The 23898-nt window shown below is 37.1% G+C and carries 27 protein-coding genes, 2 tRNA genes and 1 pseudogene; 6 read left to right on the forward strand and 24 right to left on the reverse strand.

Annotated features, from left to right (window positions below; translation table 11 throughout):
• Positions 1–252: 252 nt before the first annotated feature.
• The 3 genes from ACLFMM_RS00815 to ACLFMM_RS00825 form a co-directional block, all read right to left on the reverse strand.
• Entirely contained in the window at positions 253–405 is a 153-nt protein-coding gene (locus ACLFMM_RS00815; RefSeq protein ID WP_410806819.1) for a hypothetical protein, read from the reverse strand.
• A 521-nt stretch (positions 406–926) separates the two neighbouring features.
• Positions 927–1580: a restriction endonuclease gene (locus ACLFMM_RS00820; protein WP_410806820.1), complete on the reverse strand. Its 654-nt coding sequence runs from the start codon at positions 1578–1580 to the stop codon at positions 927–929.
• Between the two features lie 26 nt (positions 1581–1606).
• A complete protein-coding gene (locus ACLFMM_RS00825) occupies positions 1607–1780 on the reverse strand; it encodes a DUF61 family protein (RefSeq protein WP_410806821.1) in 174 nt (57 codons plus the stop codon).
• A 252-nt stretch (positions 1781–2032) separates the two neighbouring features.
• Here ACLFMM_RS00825 and ACLFMM_RS00830 point away from each other — a divergent pair, with 252 nt between their 5' ends.
• Together ACLFMM_RS00830 and ACLFMM_RS00835 are read left to right on the forward strand one after the other, a co-directional pair.
• On the forward strand, positions 2033–3004 hold the full coding sequence (locus ACLFMM_RS00830) for a glycine betaine ABC transporter substrate-binding protein (RefSeq protein ID WP_410806822.1): 972 nt from the start codon (positions 2033–2035) through the stop codon (positions 3002–3004).
• 280 nt (positions 3005–3284) lie between these two features.
• Entirely contained in the window at positions 3285–3521 is a 237-nt protein-coding gene (locus tag ACLFMM_RS00835) for a hypothetical protein (protein WP_410806823.1), read from the forward strand.
• A gap of 143 nt (positions 3522–3664) precedes the next feature.
• Here ACLFMM_RS00835 and ACLFMM_RS00840 read toward each other — a convergent pair whose 3' ends face one another.
• The 4 genes and pseudogenes from ACLFMM_RS00840 to ACLFMM_RS00855 all read right to left on the reverse strand — a co-directional run bounded on the left by ACLFMM_RS00840 (position 3665) and on the right by ACLFMM_RS00855 (position 6435).
• Positions 3665–3916, reverse strand: a complete 252-nt coding sequence (locus ACLFMM_RS00840; RefSeq protein WP_410806824.1) for a hypothetical protein — start codon at positions 3914–3916, stop codon at positions 3665–3667.
• A pseudogene (locus tag ACLFMM_RS00845) lies at positions 3885–4274 on the reverse strand (flavodoxin family protein). The gene ACLFMM_RS00840 and the pseudogene ACLFMM_RS00845 overlap by 32 nt, the downstream one beginning before the upstream one ends.
• Positions 4210–6222: an aldehyde ferredoxin oxidoreductase N-terminal domain-containing protein gene (locus ACLFMM_RS00850; protein WP_410806825.1), complete on the reverse strand. Its 2013-nt coding sequence runs from the start codon at positions 6220–6222 to the stop codon at positions 4210–4212. Before ACLFMM_RS00850 ends, ACLFMM_RS00845 begins: the two are co-directional and overlap by 65 nt.
• 138 nt (positions 6223–6360) lie before the next feature.
• A tRNA-Arg gene (locus ACLFMM_RS00855) sits at positions 6361–6435 on the reverse strand.
• 185 nt (positions 6436–6620) lie between these two features.
• On the opposite strand from ACLFMM_RS00855, the gene ilvE reads away from it, so the two are divergent.
• The 4 genes from ilvE (at position 6621) to ACLFMM_RS00875 (ending at position 10824) form a co-directional block, all read left to right on the forward strand.
• Positions 6621–7517: a branched-chain-amino-acid transaminase gene (gene ilvE / locus ACLFMM_RS00860; protein ID WP_410806826.1), complete on the forward strand. Its 897-nt coding sequence runs from the start codon at positions 6621–6623 to the stop codon at positions 7515–7517.
• Positions 7518–7547: 30 nt separating this feature from the next.
• On the forward strand, positions 7548–9461 hold the full coding sequence (locus ACLFMM_RS00865; protein WP_410806827.1) for a molybdopterin biosynthesis protein: 1914 nt from the start codon (positions 7548–7550) through the stop codon (positions 9459–9461).
• Positions 9462–9566: 105 nt separating this feature from the next.
• The gene (locus ACLFMM_RS00870) at positions 9567–10661 is read left to right on the forward strand and encodes an OBG GTPase family GTP-binding protein (protein ID WP_410806828.1); all 1095 of its coding nucleotides are present in this window, start codon (positions 9567–9569) and stop codon (positions 10659–10661) included.
• Between the two features lie 90 nt (positions 10662–10751).
• Positions 10752–10824: transfer RNA gene (locus tag ACLFMM_RS00875), tRNA-Gln, on the forward strand.
• Positions 10825–11086: 262 nt separating this feature from the next.
• Here ACLFMM_RS00875 and ACLFMM_RS00880 read toward each other — a convergent pair.
• The 17 genes from ACLFMM_RS00880 to ACLFMM_RS00960 form a co-directional block, all read right to left on the reverse strand.
• Positions 11087–11488, reverse strand: coding sequence for a secondary thiamine-phosphate synthase enzyme YjbQ (locus tag ACLFMM_RS00880; protein WP_410806829.1), 402 nt, complete (start codon positions 11486–11488; stop codon positions 11087–11089).
• A 138-nt stretch (positions 11489–11626) separates the two neighbouring features.
• On the reverse strand, positions 11627–11797 hold the full coding sequence (locus ACLFMM_RS00885) for a hypothetical protein (protein WP_410806830.1): 171 nt from the start codon (positions 11795–11797) through the stop codon (positions 11627–11629).
• 69 nt (positions 11798–11866) lie between these two features.
• Positions 11867–12184, reverse strand: coding sequence for a DMT family transporter (locus tag ACLFMM_RS00890; RefSeq protein WP_410806831.1), 318 nt, complete (start codon positions 12182–12184; stop codon positions 11867–11869).
• A gap of 104 nt (positions 12185–12288) precedes the next feature.
• On the reverse strand, positions 12289–12747 hold the full coding sequence (locus tag ACLFMM_RS00895; protein ID WP_410806832.1) for a GIY-YIG nuclease family protein: 459 nt from the start codon (positions 12745–12747) through the stop codon (positions 12289–12291).
• A gap of 49 nt (positions 12748–12796) precedes the next feature.
• Complete coding sequence (locus tag ACLFMM_RS00900) at positions 12797–13381, reverse strand: pentapeptide repeat-containing protein (protein ID WP_410806833.1); 585 nt, start codon at positions 13379–13381, stop codon at positions 12797–12799.
• Positions 13382–13384: 3 nt separating this feature from the next.
• A complete protein-coding gene (locus ACLFMM_RS00905; protein ID WP_410806834.1) occupies positions 13385–13861 on the reverse strand; it encodes a PspC domain-containing protein in 477 nt (158 codons plus the stop codon).
• A gap of 94 nt (positions 13862–13955) precedes the next feature.
• A complete protein-coding gene (locus ACLFMM_RS00910) occupies positions 13956–15029 on the reverse strand; it encodes an SO_0444 family Cu/Zn efflux transporter (protein WP_410806835.1) in 1074 nt (357 codons plus the stop codon).
• A 2-nt stretch (positions 15030–15031) separates the two neighbouring features.
• The gene (locus ACLFMM_RS00915; protein WP_410806836.1) at positions 15032–15382 is read right to left on the reverse strand and encodes an ArsR/SmtB family transcription factor; all 351 of its coding nucleotides are present in this window, start codon (positions 15380–15382) and stop codon (positions 15032–15034) included.
• A 56-nt stretch (positions 15383–15438) separates the two neighbouring features.
• Positions 15439–16218 carry an energy-coupling factor transporter transmembrane component T family protein gene (locus ACLFMM_RS00920; RefSeq protein WP_410806837.1) on the reverse strand — a complete coding sequence of 260 codons (780 nt, stop codon included), beginning with the start codon at positions 16216–16218 and terminating at the stop codon, positions 15439–15441.
• Positions 16215–17042: an ATP-binding cassette domain-containing protein gene (locus ACLFMM_RS00925; protein ID WP_410806838.1), complete on the reverse strand. Its 828-nt coding sequence runs from the start codon at positions 17040–17042 to the stop codon at positions 16215–16217. Before ACLFMM_RS00925 ends, ACLFMM_RS00920 begins: the two co-directional genes overlap by 4 nt.
• Positions 17027–17857, reverse strand: coding sequence for an energy-coupling factor transporter ATPase (locus ACLFMM_RS00930; protein WP_410806839.1), 831 nt, complete (start codon positions 17855–17857; stop codon positions 17027–17029). Before ACLFMM_RS00930 ends, ACLFMM_RS00925 begins: the two co-directional genes overlap by 16 nt.
• Positions 17858–17859: 2 nt before the next feature.
• Positions 17860–18408: a biotin transporter BioY gene (locus tag ACLFMM_RS00935; protein WP_410806840.1), complete on the reverse strand. Its 549-nt coding sequence runs from the start codon at positions 18406–18408 to the stop codon at positions 17860–17862.
• Positions 18409–18621: 213 nt separating this feature from the next.
• Complete coding sequence (locus ACLFMM_RS00940; RefSeq protein ID WP_410806841.1) at positions 18622–19590, reverse strand: polyprenyl synthetase family protein; 969 nt, start codon at positions 19588–19590, stop codon at positions 18622–18624.
• 37 nt (positions 19591–19627) lie between these two features.
• Positions 19628–20971 carry an RNase J family beta-CASP ribonuclease gene (locus tag ACLFMM_RS00945; protein WP_410806842.1) on the reverse strand — a complete coding sequence of 448 codons (1344 nt, stop codon included), beginning with the start codon at positions 20969–20971 and terminating at the stop codon, positions 19628–19630.
• A 111-nt stretch (positions 20972–21082) separates the two neighbouring features.
• Entirely contained in the window at positions 21083–22165 is a 1083-nt protein-coding gene (gene fni, locus ACLFMM_RS00950) for a type 2 isopentenyl-diphosphate Delta-isomerase (RefSeq protein ID WP_410806867.1), read from the reverse strand.
• 3 nt (positions 22166–22168) lie between these two features.
• On the reverse strand, positions 22169–22972 hold the full coding sequence (locus ACLFMM_RS00955; RefSeq protein ID WP_410806843.1) for an isopentenyl phosphate kinase: 804 nt from the start codon (positions 22970–22972) through the stop codon (positions 22169–22171).
• A gap of 13 nt (positions 22973–22985) precedes the next feature.
• Positions 22986–23891 (reverse strand): mevalonate kinase, encoded by a 906-nt coding sequence (locus ACLFMM_RS00960; protein ID WP_410806844.1) that lies wholly within the window; start codon positions 23889–23891, stop codon positions 22986–22988.
• Between the last annotated feature and the right edge of the window lie 7 nt (positions 23892–23898).

Here is a 23898-nt window from a genome sequence, read left to right on the forward strand (position 1 = left end):
CGGAGCATCCTAAAATTTTTTATAATCCCTCGAATATGGCTATTCATTTTAAAATCACATAAAAATCATAATTTTTTGAGAAAGGTTAACTTAGATAAATAGAGCTAGTTCTAACCAAGGAAAGATTTTAAACAGTATTGTGAACTCAAAACTATTTCAATCCCTTCTAGGTCTGATTTTAACAACAATGTCAGAAATATGTCCATATTGCAATAGCGAAATAAAACTTTTCGATCCCTGATAGCCATGGTTTTAACTGTAGATGTAATCGCCGGTTATACATCGACCGCATCTATCACACTTCCAGACGCGTTTATGTCCGCCTTTTGTAGCTCTTTTACCGTGCTTAAACATCGCTGTTTGACAATTCGGACAATATTGTATTTTTTCATTCACAACTCTCATATCCTTTTATATTTTCTAATTTCATTTTTACTGATGTCCAAATCTTGCTGGAAATCCCTAAAAACACAACCCGTCAAAAAATAAATATAATATATTTATTTCAATTCCTACTAGGTTTAATTTTAACTTTCTGGTTTTGATGAGATTGAGGGATTAACTTTATAAATGAGGTGAATGTTAATCCAGATTTAGATCGAATGTCTTGATTCATCATCTAGTTTATGAATTATTCCAGATAAGAATAAAATAGTTATTTTTGATGTTTCATGTAACAATAAAATTGGAAATTTATTTTGATATTTTCGATGTTTCATGTAACAAAGAAAAATTGGCCTTAAATGAGAAATGATTAAGTTAAATTTGTTTATATCAGAAGTCTATAGTAATTAATAAGGAAATAATTTTGGAATAATATCATCAAAATGAAAATGTGGATGAGAAACGGCTTTTTCTAAAACCGTCCTCCACAATCTACCCCGATTAACTGGCCTACAGATTCATGTACCTAGATAAAAAACTAATCATTGAGTATGCTTTTTTTGTTTGAAGATTCGATTATAAGTAAGCAACAAATCTTTGAGTTGTTCTCTGTCAATCAACTTCACCTCATTAGCATCTGCCAGTTCGATTGCTTCTGTAGTGAAATACGAATTTGTTACTACCATTGATGTGTTGCATAGATAATACTTCATCGATGCGACGACTTCTTGTACTGCACTGTTTCCGATGTTAGTTTCAGTTGAGAATTTTGTCTGTACAGCAAGACGCTCGTTGCCATATAATGTCAAAATCAAATCAGCTCCTTGGTCTTTGCTTTTGGTTTTTCTCGTTTTCTTCGTTTTCTCAACATGATATCCCTCTTCCTCATATATCCTAGACACTGCTATCTCAAGCAGTTCTGAATTCAAACGATCAGGATTATCAGGCATTTCTACAGATTCATCACTGTTCATATACTGCAATATCTCACTAAAAGATGTGTTTCCAATCTCATAAATGATTTCAGCAATTTCGCACTGTTCTTCAAAATCTCCAAGTTCTTTTAGATGCTGAATCAATACAGGTTCGAATTTTTCGTCTTTCAACATGTCTTTCAACAGTTTTCTCGTATTGAAATCCCAATCGTCTTCAAGAGCATCTTTATCATTTAAATAACAGCTATCTTCTAACTGCATATCAAAGAAGAACAAAATTGGAATTTTTAACCTCTCCTGTATGTTTTCAGGCAGTTTTTTCCAAGCTCTTTAATGGTCTCTTTTTTGAAAATATATTTTCTGCCATCTTTTGTCTTAGAAGATGGTTTATCTTCTTTTAATAATTGTAAGAGGGGTTTTCGCGAAGTTACAATACCATTGTTTATTTTACTGATTTCCATTCTCATCCATCGGTTATTGATGCTCTTCGGTCAGACATTTTAGACTTTGTATCCTTTTATAGGTTTTATGAAATTATTAGAGTCTGGTACTGATATAGTTTTCCATTAAAACGTTTAGATAAAATACAAATCCTGGCAATGAATCCAATCAAAATTTAAATATTTTTTATCATCAATAATTTTTTATATTAGCAACCAATACAATTAAAACGTTTAATGTCTATATATACTATATAGAATTGATGATGCCAAATGGCTGAAATTACTAAAACCGCTAGCATATTGTATGTAGTGATATCTATGAAAATTAACAGAAAAACACTATCCTTATTTATAACATGTCTGTTACTTGTACTTTCTCTTGCTGTGGCAGGTTGCATGCAACAGGATGGCGAACAATCACCGGATAATAACGAAACTACATCCGAAGAAACCAAATCAATAAAATTGGGTTCAACTACATGGGATGATGGTCGAGCAACATCCAATGTATTCAAACATATATTAGAATCTAAAGGGTATGAAGTAGAACTTGTTTATGGTGACCTTGGTGGTGTCTATCAGGGATTAGCTGACGGAAATCTCGATTTTTATGTAAGTGCATGGTTGCCGGGTACCCAGGGTAACTACTGGGATAGACACAATGAAGACCTGATAATGGTTAATAATCTTTCAACAGGTGCCAGAACAGGACTTGTAGTCCCATCCTATATACCGGTTGATTCTATTGAAGAATTGAATGAACACAAAGATGAGTTCGATGGAAAAATCCAGGGTATTGAGCCTGGTGCAGGTATCATGAAACAGACCGAAAATGCAATTGATGAATACAACCTTGATTATGAATTGCAATCAAGCAGTACAGTTGGAATGGCCACTGAACTTGGTGATGCTGTAAAGGAAGAGGAATGGATTGTTGTAACTCTCTGGAATCCACATTGGTCTTTTAGCCGTATGCAACAGGAATATGGTGTTGATCTTAAATATCTTGAAGATTCAAAGGATGTCTATGGTGAAAGTGACAATATCACCATGATTGCAAGAGAAGATTTCGGAGAGGATTATCCAGAAGTGTATGATATGGCAACAAGGTCAAAAATGGATATATCAGAAATAGAGTCTATGATGCTTGGTATAGAAAAAGGTATGAGCCCTGAAAATGCTTCCCAAAATTGGATTGACAATAATCCCGAAAAAGTAAATGAGTGGCTGGGAGATAAATAATCTCACCTGTCTATATTTTTATTAACACTTTTCGATTAAATATTATTTGTGGCCGTTTCTAATTTCATTTTTCCCTTTTAAATCATAATATTTGATTACTATACTTTTTAACGGTTTTCTTATCTCCTTACTATATCGAATAACCAAGTAAATCTTAATATTCCCATTACAGGTTGTTATAACGGTTTTTTATTCAATGAACGCTTAGGAAAAATTTAATATACCATCATTTGCTTGGAGCTAGGGTTATCCTTAATAAAAATAATGTCAAGTGATTAAAATGTTAGCTGAACAATTACAGGTACCTTATAATAAAAAAGTAGGTAAAATACATCGATTCGGAAGTAAACCAGCAGCGGAACTCATCTCATATACGGATGGGACTTCTAGACTCGTTAACAGGATTACAGGAGATGAAGAAGTATTCGAAGAAGATAAAAAGGATTTAGCATTCTCTATAGCTTTATCAATAGCTGAAAAATACGATAAAAATAATCCTGTAACAGGAGGGTGGTGAATTCACTATCCTTCATTATATCTTTCCATTAGGTAAAAATGAATCAGTAAATACTTTAAATCAGAGATTTAAAGGACTACATGGTTTTAGATAAACGCTAGTTACTAACATCGATATAATTACTTGTTCAACTTTTTAAGTACCTAGGCCATATTATGTCCCAGTGTTTTCATGGTCTGCTTTGCTTCTTCATCAGATTCCACATCTCTTTTGTTCAATCCAATACCTATTCTCCAGCAGTCTGCACCCGGAATAATCATCTGATTGATAATGAAGAAATGATTTATGGTATCGTATACATGAATTGAACCTGCTCTGCGAGCAACCACTACTGCAGCACCAATTTTACGTTTGAAGATATCATCATTTGCCTGCCACAAAACCTGCGCGGTCAATCAATGCTTTCATTTCGGTAGTAACATCAGCAAAATATGTAGGAGAAGCCAGGATTATTCCGTCTGCCAAATCCATCTTTTCGATGCAATCATTTACTATATCGTCGTTGATAATACATTATTTGTCTCTGTTATCAAAACATTTCATACAGGCAGTACATCCCTGTATCCTTTGACCACCAATATGCACTAATTCTGTATCGATGTTTTCTTTTTCCAGTTCATCAAAAATATATCTGATGAGTTTGAATGTATTTCCATCTTTTCTCGGACTTCCATTAAATGCAACTACTTCACTGTAGCATCCCCCTTTCAATCTGGTAACCATAATCCCATTCTGTATCCAGCTTTTCTTCATAGGATCTCAAAAATGAGCTCCAGTATTCTCTGGCAGCACCTTCTTTGTCTTTTTCGAATTTTTCCCACCATTTTTCGTTACCAAACTCTTTCGCGCTATAGGCAACCACATCAATAACCCTCTGACTGTCCCAGAATGAAGGTTTTATACCGGATTTTTTGTCGTATTCAATCATTTTTTTCAGAATCTCTCTGTTGTGGTTATCATCAATATCAATACCCCACGCTTTTTTCAACAACATCGGGATTATTTCAGTTGCCCAGTTCCTGTGGAATCTGCACATTCCAGTATTTTCAGAATAAAGTTCTTTAACAGCTTTATTCAGGCATTCCCCAGCCAGCATCTCTGGTTCAAAAAATCCGAACTGGTAGTAGGTGAGATATTTACCCTGTATCGGAACAGGTACAAAATTCCCGACAGCCCAGTACATGGTAGGTGCAATCCCACCTTCATCTCCAAAGGGAACGTATACAGCAAAATCCCTGTAACTGGTATATCCAGAACGGTGGTTATCCAGCCGATTTTTAAACATCTCATCAAATCTTCTGGCGGCTTTCCTTTGTCCCAGTCTTAAAATTTTGCAAACCTCGGTTTTTCCATAGGCTACACTTTCAGCAAGTTCTGCAACCAGATTGGCATTGATTTCTGAATCCTTATCAAAATCAAAATTTTCCATATCAAATTTGGGTTCATGGGATAAACTGAGTTCTTCGTTTGATAGCAATCCTTCTGATATCAATTCTAATATCCATGCTGAAAGGTTTCCAAATTCTATGGCGTCAAATCCCATTGAATCAATTTTATGGATAGATGTATCTGTTTTATGGATTTCATACGAGCCTGCAAGAGGCCCACCTGCTTCATAAGGTTCATAATCAACATGTTGTCCGTCTCTGTGCTTTTTACATACCACAGGACAGGGTTCACCACAGGTAGTCCAGTTTCTTGGTTCCATGGATTCTTTATTGAAAGGTTTCCAGTATTTATCCATCAATTCATTATGGATACTGATTCTCTCATCACGGGGCATGTAAATCATTTTCCAGTTCATCAATGGTATGAATTCTCCCAGACAATGTATATTGGAACCAAATGTACCCCCACTTCCGATTTTAGGATTATATCTGTATTTGGTGGTTTTTCGTTTGATGACCTTTATATAGGATTCATTGTAGTATTTGTTAAGTATATCTTTGACATTATCCGCATCTGATAGATTAAAACCAGGAAATTTTCTTTCGATTTCACCACCAAAAACGATGCCAACGACACCATGTGCCTGGTACAGTACAGATCCGCTTCCTCCTCTGCCTGCCCATTCTTCTGAACCTTCAACCATTTTATTGTTCTTTAGAGTGGCAGAAAATGTTGCACCCATATTGGAGTACAGTGAACTAGGTCCAACGACCATACATCTGTAATTCTTATTAAATCTGGATGAAAACTTATCCATCAGGTATTTTGATAATGCATATACCCCTTCTTCACCATTGTAGTCTTTATAGATGTCCAGTAATTCATTTTCTAAAATTTCATGGAATTCTACATCTACGTCTCCTCCTTTTTTACCTTTAAGTAAAATTATAGTAGGGGTATCTGATCGACCTTCTATGGTGACATAATCGACACCCACACCTTTAAAAACATGAGCTGCACCACCCATGGCAGAAATAAAAAAACCTCCCCAAAGAGGTGAGCGGAAGGAGAATATCAATCTCTGGGTGCCAGGAAGCTTGCTACCTGCCAGTTTTCCCATACCAAAGCATAATACATTGTTTTTACTGTATGATGGATATTCATAACTTCTGTAATCAAAATGATTCTTCAGTCCCCAGTCTACAGGTCCTACTATATCAGTATCTACAAGTTGTATTGTTCTGGTTTTTTCACCAGGATTCAGATATAAAGACCTTACTTTATAGTTTTCATTTTCTTTTGAATTGCCCAATGGAATTCACACTCCCTATGTAAATCTATTTGTAAAATAGCACTATTGTAGTCATCATCGAGTATATTAAATGTGTTGGCAGAATGTCAGAAAAGTCTATGCTAACCCCTGAATCCAAATTTTAACAGAAAAGTATGACGGACCCGGTGGGATTTGAACCCACGACCTCCGGGTTAGAAGCCCGGTGCTATATCCTGGCTAAGCCACGGGACCACATGCCACGAGTAGCAGAGATACCCAATTGTTGTTTGTACATAAAAGGTTTTTTGTTGATTATTCTATTGTAGACCAAAACCAATTATTAGTATTAGTGAATTTTGCAAATATACATATATAGCATTGAAAATATCAAAAATGATATAAATAATATAAAATAGCATTGGACGAGGCTTAAACAGATGAGCGATTTATTGATTTATTCTAACGGAGAGTTTGTTCCAAAATCCCAGGCAACAACATCTATCTATGACCATGGATTTCTTTATGGAGATGGTGTTTTTGAAGGTATCAGAGCCTATAACGGTCGGGTGTTCAAACTGGATGAGCATATAGACAGGTTATATGATTCTGCAAAGGCGATTGTGCTGGACATCCCTTTGACAAAGGACGAAATGAAAGAGGCAATCCTTCAAACCCTTAGAAAAAACAATCTTATGGATGCTTATATCCGTCCGATTGTATCAAGAGGTGTAGGTGACCTTGGACTTGATCCACGAAAATGTCCAAAACCGAATGTATTCATTATAACCCAGCAATGGGATGCTCTCTATGGAGACCTGTACGAGGTGGGATTGACTGCAGTAACGGTTACAACCCGCAGAAACGCTCCTGATGCACTGTCCCCGAACATAAAATCCATGAATTACCTCAATAATATATTAGCTAAAGTTGAAGCCAACAACAAAGGTGGAGATGAAGCTATATTCCTGGATAATAATGGATACCTTTCCGAAGGTTCAGGTGACAATATATTCATAATTAACAGTGGTAATGTTTACACACCACCAACCATCAACAATCTCAAAGGTATAACAAGAGCGGTTGCAATTGAGATTTTGAAGGACATAGGTTATGAAGTCCATGAACAGCATATGGGATTGTTTGATTTGTATACAGCTGATGAAGTATTTGTAACAGGTACAGCAGCTGAGGCAGCACCTATTATTCAGATAGATGGGCGCAGTATAGGTAACGGAAAACCCGGTCCAATAACCAACGAAGTTATTGAGGCTTTTAAAGAAGTCACAAGATCAAATGGTACACCAATCTACCCTGAAAATCAGGTTGAGGTTTAAATACAGTTATTGTTGTTTTTCTGAAATATCATGACACATAAAGAATTCAGGACATTGATACCTGCAGAAGAAGCACGCAGGATTATAAATAGTATTCATGTAATGCTATCCACAATCTCTCTTCCAGTAGAAGGTGCTCTGGGATATAGGATAGCAGAGGATATAATTTCAGATATTAATGTACCCTCATTCGATAGATCAATTATGGATGGGTATGCTGTCCATGCCGAAGATACCTATCAGGCATGTGAAACCGAACCATTGGGTTTGCATGTCATCGGTTCAATAAGTGCCGGCTGTTCTGAAAGCTATGTACTAAAAAAAGGTGAATCAGTTGCGATAGCCACTGGTGCACCAATTCCTGATGGTGCAGATGCAGTGGTGATGGTAGAGGATACAAAGGAAGTAGATGATACTATATTAGTTTACAGACCTGTACATACCGGTGAGAATATCATGTCCAGAGGATCGGATATCCTGAGGGGAGAACAGATACTTCGCAAAAACACAAAGATAGGTTCTCGTGAAATAGGTGTTCTTTCAGCAACAGGTAAACGTGAAATCGATGTTAACACCATAAAAATTGGCATAATCTCGACAGGAAATGAACTGGTCACACCGGGTAAATCTTTGGGTTTTGGGATGATCTATGATACAAATTCCTATGCCCTTTCTGCCAGTATTAAAGAATGCGGTGCAACACCGGTGATATATGGAATAGTCACTGATGATGAAAATGCAATGATAGATGCAATAAATAAAGCAGTAAATGAATGTGATATGGTTCTGACCTCTGGAAGCACTTCTGCAGGTGCAGGAGATATTATGTATAAGATTATTGATGAAAAAGGCAAAACATTGTTCCACGGTATCAATATCAAACCCGGTAAACCAGTTGTAGCCGGTTTGATTAATGATGTGCCAACGATTGGACTTCCCGGGAACCCCACATCAGCACTGACCATTTTCAATGAGTTCGTTGCACCCTTAGTTCGGAACAGATTGGATACAAGTTGCAATTCCGGATACAGGACAACTGTTTCTGCGGTTATTGGTTCTGGTATAAAGTCACCGGGCAGACATCAGTACCTCCCGGTAGGTTTGGTACGTGGAAAGGTTTACCCTGCAGATAAAGGTTCAGGAGCAATAACAACACTTGCTGATGCAGACGGTTTTATAGAAATCTCAGCAGAAACTGAATTTCTAGCTCCCGGTACACCTGTGGAAGTAACACTTTTTGGAAATATGGATGAACCTGACCTAATGTTTACGGGCGGATATTGTCCTGGAACTGTATTACTTGAGAAATTCACAGGGTTTAATTTCAGGGTCTTAAATACCGGGTCAACCGGGGGTTTCAGTTCAATTTCTACAGGTGTTTCTGATATTGCAGGGGTGAACATGCCTGATGATTCAGGAAATTATAATATACCTGTTATTGAGAAAATGAAATTATCCGATGTTGTACTTATCAAAGGCTACATAAGGGAACAGGGATTGATAGTCCGGCAGGACAGTGATATTTCAGGAACGGATGACATACTGGACAAACGGTTTATCAACCGCAATAGAGGTTCCGGTACACGGAGTTTACTGGATTTGAATCTTAAACGATTTGCTGATGAAAAAGGGATGCTTTTTAATGATTTAAAAAAATCTATAACTGGATATAACAGTGGAGCAAAAAGTCACCATGCAGTATGTAATGCTGTCGGTGAAGGATTTGCAGATGTGGGATTTGGTATCCGGGCAATAGCTGAACAGTTCGGATTGAAATTCATCAAAACATCTGATGAAGAATTTGATTTTTTAATTCGAAGGGATATAATAGATATTCCTGAAGTTAGAACATTATTATCCTGTCTTTCATCAAAACAATTTGCTGATAATCTCCCACCAGGGATATCAATTTATGAGAGGACTGGTGAAATAATTAATTTTTGAATCATCAGTTTTATAAATTAGAATTAATACATTAACAATGCGCTTTTTCAATTAACCTCTATCAGGAAAACAATTTTATTTTTTGGAGCAACGTCGGGGTACAAAATGAGTATACAGGAAGAGATAAAAGAAGTACAGGAAGAAATAAAGAATACCCCATATAACAAAGCAACATCCCATCATATAGGGCGATTAAAAGCAAAACTTGCACGTCTAAGAGATGAAGCTGAAAGAAAGGAGTCCAGTAAATCCAAAGGTGGAGGATATTCCGTAAAACGCTCAGGTGATGCTACCGTATCACTGGTTGGTTTCCCTTCAGTGGGAAAATCTACCCTTTTAAACAAACTAACAGGAGCACAATCCGAGGTGGCTGAGTATGAGTTCACAACACTTGAGGTAATACCCGGTGTTCTGGAATATAAAAGTGCAAAAATCCAGATGCTGGATGTACCAGGGCTTGTAAAGGGAGCAGCCTCAGGTAGAGGACGAGGAAAAGAAGTAATATCGGTAATCAGAAATTCACACCTTGTAGTTTTCGTTCTGGATGTGTTCCAGACCTCTCAGTATGATGTATTGAAGCAGGAACTGTATGATGCCGGTGTCCGTATTAACGAGAATCCACCAGATGTAACAATAAAGAGAATGGATCGTGGTGGTATAATTGTAGACAGCACGGTCGATCTTGATAGCCTTTCGGTTGATACTATAAAAGCAGTTCTTGGTGAATACAAAATCCATAATGCACATGTTTTAATCAGGGAAAATATAACTGTAGACCAGCTTATAGATGCGGTTCTTGAAAACAGGGTATACATACCAGGAGTACCGATAATAAATAAAGTGGACATGGCTGATGAGGGTACACTTGAGTACTGTGTACAGAATTACCCTGAAGCGATTATGATATCTGCAGACAGGGATATGAATCTGGAAAGTGTAAAAGAGGGAATTTTCTCATCAATCGATTTCATCAGAGTTTATATGAAACCACAGGGTGAACCTGCAGATTTACAGGAACCCATGATTATACGGAAAGATTCTACCGTAGGGGATGTGTGTGAGAGACTTCACAGGGATTTCAAGAAGAAATTCAGATACGCAAGGATATGGGGGTCATCAGCAAAACATCCGGGTCAAAGAGCAGGGCGTGACCACGTATTGCATGATAAAGATATACTAAGCCTTATAATCCAGAAATAATATTTTTTATATAATGAAAATCATCTGGCTATATGCCTAATTTTGCATAACAATTAAGTATTAGTATGTATGTATGAGTGAAGGCAAAGCAGTCCCGTTGGGTAGCGGTCAATCCTGCAGGCCTTTGGAGCCTGCGACGGCGGTTCGAATCCGCCCGGGACTACATTTCCTCTCTTGATAATCCTTTTTACTACTATTTTATTCAAGGCAAATACACTGAGGTATATAATCTTTCTTGCTTATATGTATTAATTAAAGTAAACCTTAAATTAATTGGCGTTGAAAGGTTCATATCTTCACCCCATATTATCAGGGTAAAACCAAGGATACTAAAGATGTTATATTCCATCCATCACAATATGTAGTGGTTTTCTTTGTGTTATAAACCGCAAGTCAATTAAAACAGGTTTGATTTTTTTCGCGTTTTAATCCCTGATAAAATTTACATGCACCTTTCTGTTTCTGCCCCCATCGAATTCGGTAAAGAATATACCCTGCCATCTACCGAGCACAGGTTTTCCGTCTTCTATTATTACCTGTTCAGACGCGCCAACTATTGATGATTTGATATGGCTGTCAGCGTTGCCCTCCATATGTTTGAAATAAGACTGATTTGCAGGGATAAATCTGTTAAGAGTTTCGATAATGTCATGCTGTACTGATGGGTCAGCATTTTCATTGATTGTGATGCCGGCGGTTGTATGACGGCAGTATATGGTTGCAATTCCGTTATCTGCATTGAGTTCTTTTAACGCGTCTTTTACATTACTGGTGATATCTACTATTTCATTCCGGGATTTTGTGCTCAAACTAAACGTGATGTACATATCAATCACTCCCCATATCTTATTATGTTTTTTCTATTAGATACAATTTTTTTAAAACATATCTACGAAAATCCCATTTATTTTGATTAAATAAATAATTTGGAGTATACGGTGCAACAATAATTAAAAAGGCATTTTTTATAGATACATATAATTTTTTGCAATTTTTCTTATGACAAGTAAAAATGTTAAAACAGGTATTGTATTATAATTGCATAATGATTTATTCAAAATATTAGCTACAATTATTTTTTTAGGTTTTCTAAGTGTATCTAATTCTTCTTTAGATAATCCCAATTTATTGTTCATTATTCCTATTTTCCCATATATTAAGTTATAATATATTAATTAAAAAATATTTTGAGAATTAGTTGCTTATCATCCTGATATAAACTTAAGTCCCACAATTCCAGTAGCTATCAACATTATACAAACAATTCTCCCTATATTATAGGGTTCATTAAATAAAAATACTCCAAGTATAGCAGTTCCAATCACTGCAGTACCGGTCCAAACCGCATATCCTGTTCCAATGGGTAGATTTTTAACAGCTTGGGACAGGAAATAGAAACTCAAAACCATGAACATTATCATCACTATGGTGGGATAGAGTTTGCTGAATCCTTCGGTGTATTTTAGGGATACTGCCCATCCAATTTCAAAGACAGCAGCAACGAAAAGGTATATCCATTCCATTTTTATTATACCCTTTTATGACAATTATTTTGAAGAATATTTTCCGGGATATATTTTACTTTGATGTTTGAATGTAAATTTTTGCTAATTATGTGTTACTCAGATTAATCCAAATGGTTTAAGTGGGGTTCAAGTCCGGATTCTATAAAAAACTGTTTTATTTCAATCATTGGATATTGCTTTCTGTAATACAGATGAGATGAGCACGAACAGTCGCTACATCCAAAATTTGGTATATAGACTCTATTATTCTTTTGAATAAATTTTTGAGCAAGCAAACATTCATACCTTTCATTTGTTGCTGCACATACAGTTGCAATTAATTTGAAATTATGATTGAGATGCAGATAATCTATATGCCATCTGGGTTTTTTATCCTTATTTTCTGATAGACTGATATGTCTTTTAACCCGTTTCAGACCACCGGATCCAAGTGCAGACCCTATGTATATATGATAGCCTTTTTTAAATGATATGTTGCCCAGTTTCCCAATTTTTACTTCACATGAATAATTTTTAAAAACAAGACAGTAGATACCTTTATCTGAATAATCTATATCCATATTAAATCCGCTTTAGATGGTGATTAACCTTCAATTATTAGCTATTAGGTTAACCAGTAAAGAGTATATTAGCATTTTTGAAATTTTTCGCATTGGATATGTCTGTACCGCTCAGCTCTACAAAAAGGATATTGGCACCGTTTATATCTGTATCCTCAAAATTACAATTGCTAAGGTCTGCAAACAATATATTGGCTCCGTTTAACTGTTCATTCCCCAGGTTGGAATTACTCAAATCCACAAAGAATATGTTCGAACCCTTAAGGTTTGTATGACTTAGATTGGAACGGCTCATGTCCCTGAAAAAATAATCCATGCCTTCCATATTCCTGTTTGCAGCACTACTTTTTGTATCTAAATTGTTTATTTTATCATCAGATTCAGCATTTGACCAGACAAATCCAATAGTACCGATTATGACAGCTAATCCAAGAACTATTGTCAAAATAGTAGCAAGTTTTGAACGGCTCTGTCCTGCCAGCACATCCAGTCCTATAATTATAAGAACAACTGGCCAGAAGTTCCATAATGTGTGCCAGAATCCGTCCGGAAGATATTGCAGATTATTGAGCAAAAGCAGAATACCGATTGCAATCAAAATTGTTGTGCTGAGAATTCCGGATTTATGTGCCATTGTTTATCTCCTTATTCTGACAAGTATCCATAATCCAATCAAAATCAAGATACTTGGCCAGAGGACATCCCATCCAAGCCACCAGAATATATTGAATCTATCCACGATAAGAAACACACCAAGAATAATTAGAATAATACCCAGCCATACATTACGGTCGGTATGACTTCGATTTCCTGGACTTTTTGTTTTTGTAAAACTTTCATCCTTGCTATATTCATCAGCGGCGGGTTCGCCGGTTGTATTTTGCTCTGTTGTTGCCTTGTCTTTATCCTTTGGCTCAGGCATGACGATGGCAAGAATGATGTACAGCAATATTCCAAGACCATTTGCCAGCGCAAGAATTACAAAGGCAACCCTTATAAGTGTAGGGTCAACATCGAAATATTCCGCAATCCCACCGCAAACACCAGCAAGCATGCGTTCCTTTTTGCTTTTAGTTAATTTTTCTCTGCCGTTTTTTTCTTTATTCTCATCCATATAAGCCCTCATAAACATATGATTTTTAATTTCATGGGTAAACGTTGTTAAACAGTATCATCATCATCGTATATATAACTCATTCTGACTGTATTCATTCATTAAACTCATGATACATACCATAGGCTATAATCGGTAGCATAAGGAGGGAGAAAAATATTTTTACTTCTGCTGGAAGTATTTCACTCGTTTTTCCCACTACAGCTATTGCTTCAATTCCAAGTTTGAAATATATCAGGTCAAGGATGAGACCGAATCCGAGTGAACATATGCCAATTATTAGCAGGTAGATGGAAGCGGTAATTTTGCCAAGATACCGGGTAACCATGGTCAATGTAGCCATATTGGTAGCAGGTCCCGCAAGCAGAAATACAAAAGCTGTCCCAGGACTTGTGCCCTTTGCAATAAGTGCTGCTGCAAGTGGAGTTGATGCACTGGCACATATATACAGTGGTATGCCGATAAAAAGCATTATAAGCATGGAATGTATCCCACCACCAAGATATATCTGAATCCAGTTTTCAGGCACAGCATACGATATCATACCAGCAAAGAAAATCCCTAGTATGAGCCATTTTGAAATGTCACCAAGAAGTTCGATAAAAGAGTATTTGAACCCCTCTATAAAACGTCTTGACATCTTTTTTTCCGAAATATCATTTTCTAACTCACATGAACCACAGGTGCAGCTGGATGATTCTGAGGATAATACCGAACGAAGCGGAACCTTATCTTTTAGAACAATATTATTTGCGATTCCTGCACTTAATGCAGTGATGAATGTGGCAACCGGTCTAAATACTGTCATTATGGGATCAATTAAAGCATAGGTAATTGCAATGGAATCTACACCGGTTTCAGGTGTTGAAATTAAAAATGACAGTGTTGCACCCTTTGTAGCGCCCCGTTTTTTTAATGAGATGGCTGTAGGAATAACTCCGCATGAACATAAGGGCAGAGGAATCCCTGCAAGTGATGCATTGAATACTGACCTGTACTTTCCTGCAGATGCTCCCAGATAGTCTACAATTTTTTTGTCAGATATAAATATATGAATGACAGCTGCAACTCCAAAACCAAGGAATATATAAGGTGCAGCCTCTTCAAAAATATTCCATGACTCGGACAGTATACCCAGAATATAGGTATATATAATGATCCAATCCATATTTACTGCTCCGTAACATGCTCTAGGCACATATCGACAAGAGTTATAACATGTTCATCTGCAATGGAATATACTGCAAATTTACCTTTTTTACTCACACTGACAAGGCCAAGATGATTCAAAACTCTGAGACTGTGAGATATGGCAGATTGGGTCATTCCAAGTGTATAGACCATTTCACAGACACACATGTCTTTTCTGGATAATAAAAATAGGATTTTTAGTCGGGTTGTAGATTGTAGAGCCTGAAATACTCTGGACATTCTGGAAACGGTATTATAACAGGGTATGGATATTTTCATCTCTTCCAATAATGTTTCATCCAAACGCTTGCATACCCTATTAGTATCCATGAATATTTGAACATCTGTTCATATATAAAATTCTAACCTTTATATAGATATGAGGTTTATGCCAGAATCAGATAAAATATAACCGATACACAAATACCGGAAAGTACAATCCAGTCTGCTTTTTTCATTTCAAGCTCGAACAAAGAGGTGCGATATTTTCCCTGATAACATCGACTCCCCATTGCTATAGCTATACCCTGAGCAGTACGCTTTGTGCTCATTATCACAGGAACAGCTATTGAAGAAAAGCTTTTGAAGATATTATGTTTGAAATCCATTCCCCGTGACACCTGTAAGTATTGTATTTTTTTTGCATTGTCAAACAGAAGAGGAATAAATCGGATAGACAGGGACATCATAGTGGCAAGGTCAAACGATGAAACCCTCAAAACCCTCAAAGGAAGCGGTCGGAGTAACCTTTCAATACCATTGGTGATCAGTTCCGGCCGAGTTGTTGCAGTAAGCAGTGAGGCGACAAGAATCAAAAGGATAAACCGTGTTGTAATCTGTAACCCGGTTTCAAGACCTTCATAAGTGGGATGTACAAATCCAAGTGTAATAATCGGTACACCTTCACTTAAAAACAGTTGGATAATGAACAGGAAAATGAAAAATATGGACATGGGACGCAAAGTGTTCAGAAATATTCTGTAATTAATCCCTGAGATAAATGCTGTCAACGAAAAGAAACCTGCAATTATTCCCAGCTCAAAAAAAGTTTCAGTATTGAATATGAATATGCTGACAACCATAACAACAATTAATTTTGTTCTCGGGTCAAGTTTATGAATTGGTGAATTTCCAGGAACATAATTGAAAAAGAAATCGTACATCATTTACCGCGTCCTGTATTAATCCACATTCTATTGATTTCCTTGTAGGCATCATCCACTGTTGACACATTGCTTCGTACATCAAATCCCTGCTTTTGAAGTTCTCGCATCAGGATTGTAATTTCAGGAGCAGGAAAGTCAATACTATCCAGATATTCATCAGATGTGCCGGTAAATACAATTCTTCCCTGATTCATCAGTACAATTTTATTTGCAACAGGAAATAAGTCATCTATCTGATGGGTGATCATGATAATACATGTTCCATTTTCATGTATTTTTTCCAGATTATTGTAGAGTTCAATCTTACCTTTAATGTCCACTCCTGATGTAGGTTCATCCAGAATCAGATATTCAGGTTTCATTGCCAGTATTCCTGCAAGGGCAACTCTGCGCATCTCCCCGCCGCTTAATTTAAAAGGGGAGATGTCCGCAAGTTTTTTATCAATTCCGACAAGTTGAAGGGATTCATATACACGTTCGGTCAGTTCATCACCTGTAATTCCAAAGTTGGAAGGAGCAAAAGCTACATCCTCGAACACGGTTTTTGCAAACAATTGGTCATGTGGATTCTGGAAAAGCAACCCAACTTTTCTTCTAACTTTTTTGTCGGCAGCATCCAAACCCTCAACACTTACTTTTCCAGTATCAGGAATAAACAATCCATTGAACAATTTAACCATGGTTGATTTGCCGGAACCGATTTCTCCTGTTATACCCACGAATTCGTTTTTATCTATAGTCAAATTTATGTTTTTGAGGACATGATTTTCATGTGATGTGTTTTTGTTGTATGAAAAATTTACACCTTTTACATCGATTGACATAAATCCTCCAGCAGTTCTCTACTCGAAAGTGGTAATTTACCAGCAGTATTCGTTTTTAAAATACCATCTCTGTTCAATTTATTAGCGAGTTTGATTATTGGTGGGACTTCAATACCTGATTCTGGAAGTGATGGATCTTTTAAAACAGTTTGAGGATCATCATCATACATGATTTTACCTTTGGACATAACAATTATCCGGTCAGAATTAATGGCTTCTTCCATTCGGTGTGTGACATAGATAATCGTTATTCCGTTTTTTTGAAGCTGTTTTATAATATCCAGGATTATTTGTTGTGCTCTATTATCAAGCATGGATGTAACTTCATCAAAAACAATGTATTCTGGATTCATGGCAAGTACACCTGCAATGGCAACACATTGTTTCTGACCACCGCTAAGTGACATTGGATTGTGTTCTTTGAATTTTAACATATCAACTTGTGACAGTGCATAATCTACCCGTTTTCGAATTTCATAACCGGGTAGCGCCAGATTTTCAGGTCCGAAAGCAACATCTTCCTGAACTGTTGTACCTATAAACTGTGAATGGGGATTCTGGAATACCATCCCTACCATTTGCCTTATTTTCCAGATATTGGATGGTTTTTTTGTGTCCATACCCTTAATTTGAACAGTTCCTTTTGTAGGAACAAGCAAAGCGTTCAGATGCTGTATAAGGGTGGATTTACCGCATCCGTTTTCTCCTACAATCGAAACAAACTCACCCTTTTGAATCTGCAAATTTATGTTGTCCAGTACGTGTTCATCATTGTTTTCTTCATACTGGTAACTCAAATCCTGTATATCAAGCATGTTCAAATCTCATATCTAGTAGTGATATACGCAGCAATCAGGATTGATAATATATCACCAATCACAAATGGTGCAATTCCTGCCATTATAGTTTCAAACGGTTCAAACTGTGCTTCAACCATCAGCTGGGTGGCACCAAGCATGTAGATTATTACCAGTCCGATGAGCATATATAAAACATTGAATGTCAAACCTGTTGATTTTTTTCTTTCTGTAAGCATCCCGATTACAAATGCTGCAATAACAAATCCTATAATATAACCACCAGTGGGTCCAAACAGGACACCGATTCCTGAAGCTCCACCAGCAAAAACTGGAATCCCGGCAACACCAAGCAGGATATAGACTACCATACTCAGTGAACCCCATTTTTTACCAAGTATCGAACCTGCCAAGAAAACAAACAGTACCTGTAATGTGATAGGTACCGGACCAACTGGAAGCTTTATATACGCACCCACAGCAGTCATGGCTGCAAAAAGGGATGCAAAAACCATCTTCTCTATATTTGAGGAATCGATGACTTCTTCTGTTATTTTATCATTCTTCATATTGTTAACCACATGATTATTTATAGTCACATTGTCAACTTAAAACAAGTCATTGGTTAACAATTATATATAATTTTTTGCCAAATGGCTAAGGGATGTCCGGTTAATCTAAGTAATCATTGGTCTATAATGTATGATTTCTACAAAAGGTTTAGTATCTACCTGTATTAGATCAATTGATGGTTATAAGTTCTTTTTTCATCCTCTATTTGATTAATAAGGTCTTTCGACCATATAATCAGCAATATCAAGAAGCAGTTGTTTAGCTTCGGAGTCTTCAAGGATTTCCAGTTTTGCTTTGCCTTTTTCCAGATATGAAATTGCAAGGTCATTAGCGTACTGGATGGAACCTGCATCTTCCAGGATTTTAACAGTATTATCAACCTCTTCCTGGGTAACATTACCTTTTCCGAATATGTCCAGTTCTACACTTTGGTTAAATGCATGAATTGCAATAAGAGTTTTTTTACCTTCCCTCAGGTCACTTCCTCGTGCTTTTCCCAGTGTTTCTTCTGGAGTTATCAAATCAAGGACGTCGTCATATATCTGAAAACTGACACCAATCATACGCCCAAAATCATATAGTGCATCTGCAACCTCATCAGAAGCTCCGCCAAGAAGTGCTCCTATTTTAATTGATGCAGCATAAAGGACAGATGTTTTTTTCTCAATCATTTCCAGATATTCTTCTTCTGATACATTATCCGAATCTTCAAAATTGATGTCCATCCACTGCCCTTCACAAATTTGTGTACATGTTTTGGATAAAAGGTTAATACATTTCACAATCTGAACCGGGTCATTGTCCACATCTGATAATATGTCGAAGGCTTTAGAATATAAGGTATCACCAGCAAGAATTGCACCTGCTTCATTCCATTTTACATGAACTGATGACATCCCTCTGCGTACGTTATCCTTATCCATGATATCATCATGAATCAATGTGAAATTGTGGACTAGTTCTACCGACACTGCTGCCGGTAGAATAGATTCAATATCAGAACAACCAACAGACTCTGCTGCAAGGATTGTACTGACTGGCCTCAAACGTTTTCCGCCTGCGTCAGGCAAATACCTTGAAGCCCTGTAAAGCTCTTCTGGTTTCTGGATAGGGAGAAGTTCCTGTATTGCCCTATCCACATATGAACTTCTATTTTTAATCTGTTCAATCATACTCATATTGATCATAGTGTTTTTTTTGAACTTGAAGATTCTATTATTCCTCTATATATAATTCTTCTCCGTTTCTCAACAGGTGCAGTGTATTACCCAATACGTAACCTGCATCTTCTGCCATTTCTATGTAGGAACTGTGCATGTTTATGTTTCCATGCGCAGGTATAACATGCTCGGGGTTTATTATCCTTAACAATTCCCAGTGGTCTTCTTTACAAGCATGACCGGATACATGTACATCTGTAAATAATCTAGCCCCACGCATTTTAAGTTTAGTCTCCAGTGAATAACGGTTACCTTCTGTCATAGGGCTTGGAATTACATTTGCTGAAAATATAACCCTATCTCCTGGGTCAATTGTATAAGGGGTTTCTCCATTTGCAATTCTTGGAAGTATTGCACCTGGCTCTCCTTGGTGTCCTGTTACAATTGGCAGATATTTATCTTTTCCTTTGTTTACAATTTTTTTAAGCGCTTTATCAACATCCTTACGTGCACCATATATTTCGATGTTATCTGGAAAATCGATATATCCCAGTTCTTTAGCAGTCAATACATAATTATCCATTGCGCGACCGATCAATACAGGAACTCTGCCCATTTCAGTTGCAAATTTAATTATCGAATTGATACGTGCGATATGAGATGCAAACGTGGTCACAATCATACCGACATCTGATTCTTCAGTACCAAGAAGCACATCCCGGACCAGGTCATGTGCTATACTCTCCGATGGGGTTTTACCAGGTACTCCCGAATTGGTACTCTCGGTTATCATTGCAAGTACCCCTTCCTTACCAAGTGATTTTAAACGGTCAAAATCAGGTTTTTCACCCATGGTAGGCATACGATCCAATTTGTAATCACATGCATACAAAATCGCTCCTTCGGGTGTATGTACAACAGCAAAAACACAATCAATTATACTGTGTTGTGCTCTGATGAATTCGATAGAAATGTCTTTTGTGACCTGATATATGCCTCCAGCATTAAGAGTAACGATTTTATTTTTGACACCGAATTTCCTTTCTGATTCTATCTGTTGTTTAATAAGTGCTGTTGTGTAAGGTGTACTTATTATGGGTGCTGCATACCTGTGTGCCAGTTTTGGGATTCCCCCTATATGGTCAAGATGACCATGGGTACAAACAATTGCACGTACCGTACCATTGATTTCTTTCATGATGGTGTCATCAGGAATTGCACCCATTTCAATCAATTCCAGAGAGTGCATTTTATTGATTTCCACATCTTCATGAATCTGTACTCTATCAAGCCTGAGCCCCATATCAAGGATGATTATATCCTCACCTACTCGGACAGCAGTCATATTGCGGCCCATTTCGTTGTATCCTCCAACTGCTATTATACCTATGTCTGTCATATTATCCTCTACTCATTTTTAATTCTTTAAATTCCGATTTTTAATCCTGCAATCTAACTTTCTTTTTAGTCTTGATTATACAAATGATTATGATAAATATTGAAAAACATCTTATCGTGTAGATGATTTATTGATTTCAAAACCCCTCTGTAGAAGATATTCTCGGGTCCAGCCAGTAACAACTACAGGAACATGATGTAATTCATTGATAGTTTTACAGCCACAGAGGAACATAGCTACCTTTAATTGATAGATGATATCTGACAATGTATCAACTACTTCCTGTTCGTTTTTCAATGCGGGTTCTACAAACGGCAAAGCAGCACTGGCAATATCAGCACCTAATGCTAGCGATTTGGCTATATCAAGCCCTGACCTTATTCCTCCTGTAGCTATAAGTGGCAATGACACATCACATTCCATAATATCTGGTGCAGTGGGTATACCATGGTCCCAGAAGATTTCACCAAGAAGCTGCGACCTTAAATCATCTCTATCTTTTGCACGATAAAACTCAACACCTGACCAGCTGGTTCCACCGACACCACCTACATCGATTGCAGAGACCCCTGCTTTTTTCAAAAGAACTGCATCTTCATGAGGAATTCCTGACCCTGTTTCTTTTACTATAACAGGGACATCAAGAGAACATATTTCAGAGATTGCTTCCAGTGACCCGGATGCATTGCGGTCTCCTTCCGGTTGAACTGCTTCCTGTAAAAAATTTAAGTGGACTGCCATAGCATCTGCATCTATCATATCTACCAGTTTTTCAACAACTTCAACACCATATTCTTTAATCTGTGCTGCCCCTATATTACCATAAACAAAAGCATTGGGTGCTTCCTCACGAACTACTCTGAATGACTCTTCCTGGGCAGGATCCTCTATGGCAGCTCTCTGGCTCCCTACACCTATTCCTACACCCATTTTTTCAGCTGCTTTTGCAAGTGACCTGTTTACTGGTATTGTATCTTCATGTCCTCCTGTAATGGAAGCAATCATAAATGGTGCACTGAAATCTTTACCAAGAAATTGTGTAGAAAGGTCTATTTCATCCATATTAATTTCTGGAAGTGCACGGTGTATTAATGTTATATCTTCAAAACCTGTACCCTTTTTCCTGGATTCGACAGGACTATGTGCACAAAAATTTAAATGTTCGATTTTCCGTTTGGATGTACTCATAATAATACCTTATAATTGATTATTTTCGCCCTGACCTGTTACCGATGTTCCTATGCCTTTACCTTGTAAAAACATTGATACATTTCCCGGCTTACCGGCGTTGAATATATAAGATGTTGATCCAGTGATTTCATTGAGTTTCAAAAGTTCGGTCACTTTACCCAGCATTCCACCGGTTATGTCAGCTCCTTCTGACGAGCCTATATAATATTTTACATCTTTAAAGTTTTCATGAGTTATGAGTTTTAATGAATTTCCTTTATCATCCAGTACTCCATCCTTAATGCTACCAATACCTATCCTGCTGGCTTCCATCTGAACTGCAAGATAGGGTACAATCTGGTCACCCGAAATTACAGATGTACCCTTAACTATATCCATTACTACATCACCATGTAGAACCGGGGTAATATTGTTATCAAGCATGATATTGATATTATCAAGGAACATGTCCATAATCCGTCCGTTTTTTGATACCGTATTGTTCATTGGATGTACTGAAACTGCATCGACATTGTTGTCAACAAGATAATCTATAAAAAGTTGATTCAACACTTTTACTGAGTTATGCGTAATAATAGAACCTTTCGCATTAAATTTATCCGTTATTTGGTACTTTTTAGCCTGTGGATGACCGAATGAGCCTGCACCATGAACAATTATAAGTTTACCGTCAAAACCTGAAATTTCCTTTGCTATCCTGTCAATTTCATCATGTTTTGCTATATTTTCTTCTGTATTTTTATCAGTAATAACACTTCCACCTATTTTCAGGATGGATATCCCTTGCCTATCAGAAGAACTTGTACACATTCCTGTACCTCTTTTATTCTACAATAACTCCTTTATCCGTTATATTTGTGGTTATTGGTATACCGCCAGCAGATTCTATGGCATCTGATACATCATTGATTTTACCGGTATCTGTTAGAGCTATCATGCATCCGCCGCCTCCTGCGCCTGTAAGTTTTGCACCATATGCACCTTTTGACCTTGCCGAATAGATAAGCTGGGAAAGCTCAAGGCTTCCCACACCGATAGAATCCAGTAACCCTTGATTAATATTCATAAGTTTGCCGATTGATAAATAATCATTATTATACATTGAATATTCACCAAATGAGGTTATTTTACCAATGATTGAAAGTATGGGTGAAATGATTTCTGGAAAACTATTGTTGAGTTCAGCTACATTTAATACCAGTTTTTTTGTAGATGAATCTCTTCCTGTGTCACCTATTACAATGCCACAATTGGCTAATTTGAGTTTCTTACGATGAGGTAGCATAAAAACCCCACCCATTGTGCTTACATATGTGTCGGTTGGACTCGCATTACCCTGTACATCTCGTTCTATATTGTGTCCCAATTCAGCAATCTGCTCAAGGGATAATCCACAATCAAAAAGCTGGTTCAAAGCCTGTATCGTTGAAACTGTTAATGCTGCGGATGAACCCAATCCTGAACCAACTGGTAATTCAGAATTGATATTTATTGTTACACCTTTAATCGGTACAAATTTCCTCATCTGCTCAATTACTGCCGATACATAAGGATGTTTTTCAAAATTAATACCGCTCCTGCCCAGCACAGATATTATCTCTACCGAGTCGCTGAGCTCTGCCTGCACACGTGTTCTGAGATTAATCGCACAGCATATTGCACTTTCACCATAAACCACTGCATGCTCACCGAACAAATATATCTTTCCTGGTGCAGAAGAGGTTATCATCTATATT

Source organism: Methanohalobium sp. (assembly GCF_046546175.1).
Lineage (GTDB): Archaea > Halobacteriota > Methanosarcinia > Methanosarcinales > Methanosarcinaceae > Methanohalobium.

Bases quoted from the DNA above. Each gene is read 5' to 3' on its own strand.
- ACLFMM_RS00815 (WP_410806819.1), bottom strand. From the start codon at position 405: ATGAGAGTTGTGAATGAAAAAATACAATATTGTCCGAATTGTCAAACA.
- ACLFMM_RS00820 (WP_410806820.1), bottom strand. From the start codon at position 1,580: ATGCAGTTAGAAGATAGCTGTTATTTAAATGATAAAGATGCTCTTGAA.
- ACLFMM_RS00825 (WP_410806821.1), bottom strand. From the start codon at position 1,780: ATGGAAATCAGTAAAATAAACAATGGTATTGTAACTTCGCGAAAACCC.
- ACLFMM_RS00830 (WP_410806822.1), top strand. From the start codon at position 2,033: ATGGCTGAAATTACTAAAACCGCTAGCATATTGTATGTAGTGATATCT.
- ACLFMM_RS00835 (WP_410806823.1), top strand. From the start codon at position 3,285: ATGTTAGCTGAACAATTACAGGTACCTTATAATAAAAAAGTAGGTAAA.
- ilvE (WP_410806826.1), top strand. From the start codon at position 6,621: ATGAGCGATTTATTGATTTATTCTAACGGAGAGTTTGTTCCAAAATCC.
- ACLFMM_RS00865 (WP_410806827.1), top strand. From the start codon at position 7,548: ATGACACATAAAGAATTCAGGACATTGATACCTGCAGAAGAAGCACGC.
- ACLFMM_RS00870 (WP_410806828.1), top strand. From the start codon at position 9,567: ATGAGTATACAGGAAGAGATAAAAGAAGTACAGGAAGAAATAAAGAAT.
- ACLFMM_RS00880 (WP_410806829.1), bottom strand. From the start codon at position 11,488: ATGTACATCACGTTTAGTTTGAGCACAAAATCCCGGAATGAAATAGTA.
- ACLFMM_RS00885 (WP_410806830.1), bottom strand. From the start codon at position 11,797: ATGAACAATAAATTGGGATTATCTAAAGAAGAATTAGATACACTTAGA.
- ACLFMM_RS00890 (WP_410806831.1), bottom strand. From the start codon at position 12,184: ATGGAATGGATATACCTTTTCGTTGCTGCTGTCTTTGAAATTGGATGG.
- ACLFMM_RS00895 (WP_410806832.1), bottom strand. From the start codon at position 12,747: ATGGATATAGATTATTCAGATAAAGGTATCTACTGTCTTGTTTTTAAA.
- ACLFMM_RS00900 (WP_410806833.1), bottom strand. From the start codon at position 13,381: ATGGCACATAAATCCGGAATTCTCAGCACAACAATTTTGATTGCAATC.
- ACLFMM_RS00905 (WP_410806834.1), bottom strand. From the start codon at position 13,861: ATGGATGAGAATAAAGAAAAAAACGGCAGAGAAAAATTAACTAAAAGC.
- ACLFMM_RS00910 (WP_410806835.1), bottom strand. From the start codon at position 15,029: ATGGATTGGATCATTATATATACCTATATTCTGGGTATACTGTCCGAG.
- ACLFMM_RS00915 (WP_410806836.1), bottom strand. From the start codon at position 15,382: ATGGATACTAATAGGGTATGCAAGCGTTTGGATGAAACATTATTGGAA.
- ACLFMM_RS00920 (WP_410806837.1), bottom strand. From the start codon at position 16,218: ATGATGTACGATTTCTTTTTCAATTATGTTCCTGGAAATTCACCAATT.
- ACLFMM_RS00925 (WP_410806838.1), bottom strand. From the start codon at position 17,042: ATGTCAATCGATGTAAAAGGTGTAAATTTTTCATACAACAAAAACACA.
- ACLFMM_RS00930 (WP_410806839.1), bottom strand. From the start codon at position 17,857: ATGCTTGATATACAGGATTTGAGTTACCAGTATGAAGAAAACAATGAT.
- ACLFMM_RS00935 (WP_410806840.1), bottom strand. From the start codon at position 18,408: ATGAAGAATGATAAAATAACAGAAGAAGTCATCGATTCCTCAAATATA.
- ACLFMM_RS00940 (WP_410806841.1), bottom strand. From the start codon at position 19,590: ATGAGTATGATTGAACAGATTAAAAATAGAAGTTCATATGTGGATAGG.
- ACLFMM_RS00945 (WP_410806842.1), bottom strand. From the start codon at position 20,971: ATGACAGACATAGGTATAATAGCAGTTGGAGGATACAACGAAATGGGC.
- ACLFMM_RS00955 (WP_410806843.1), bottom strand. From the start codon at position 22,972: ATGTGTACAAGTTCTTCTGATAGGCAAGGGATATCCATCCTGAAAATA.
- ACLFMM_RS00960 (WP_410806844.1), bottom strand. From the start codon at position 23,891: ATGATAACCTCTTCTGCACCAGGAAAGATATATTTGTTCGGTGAGCAT.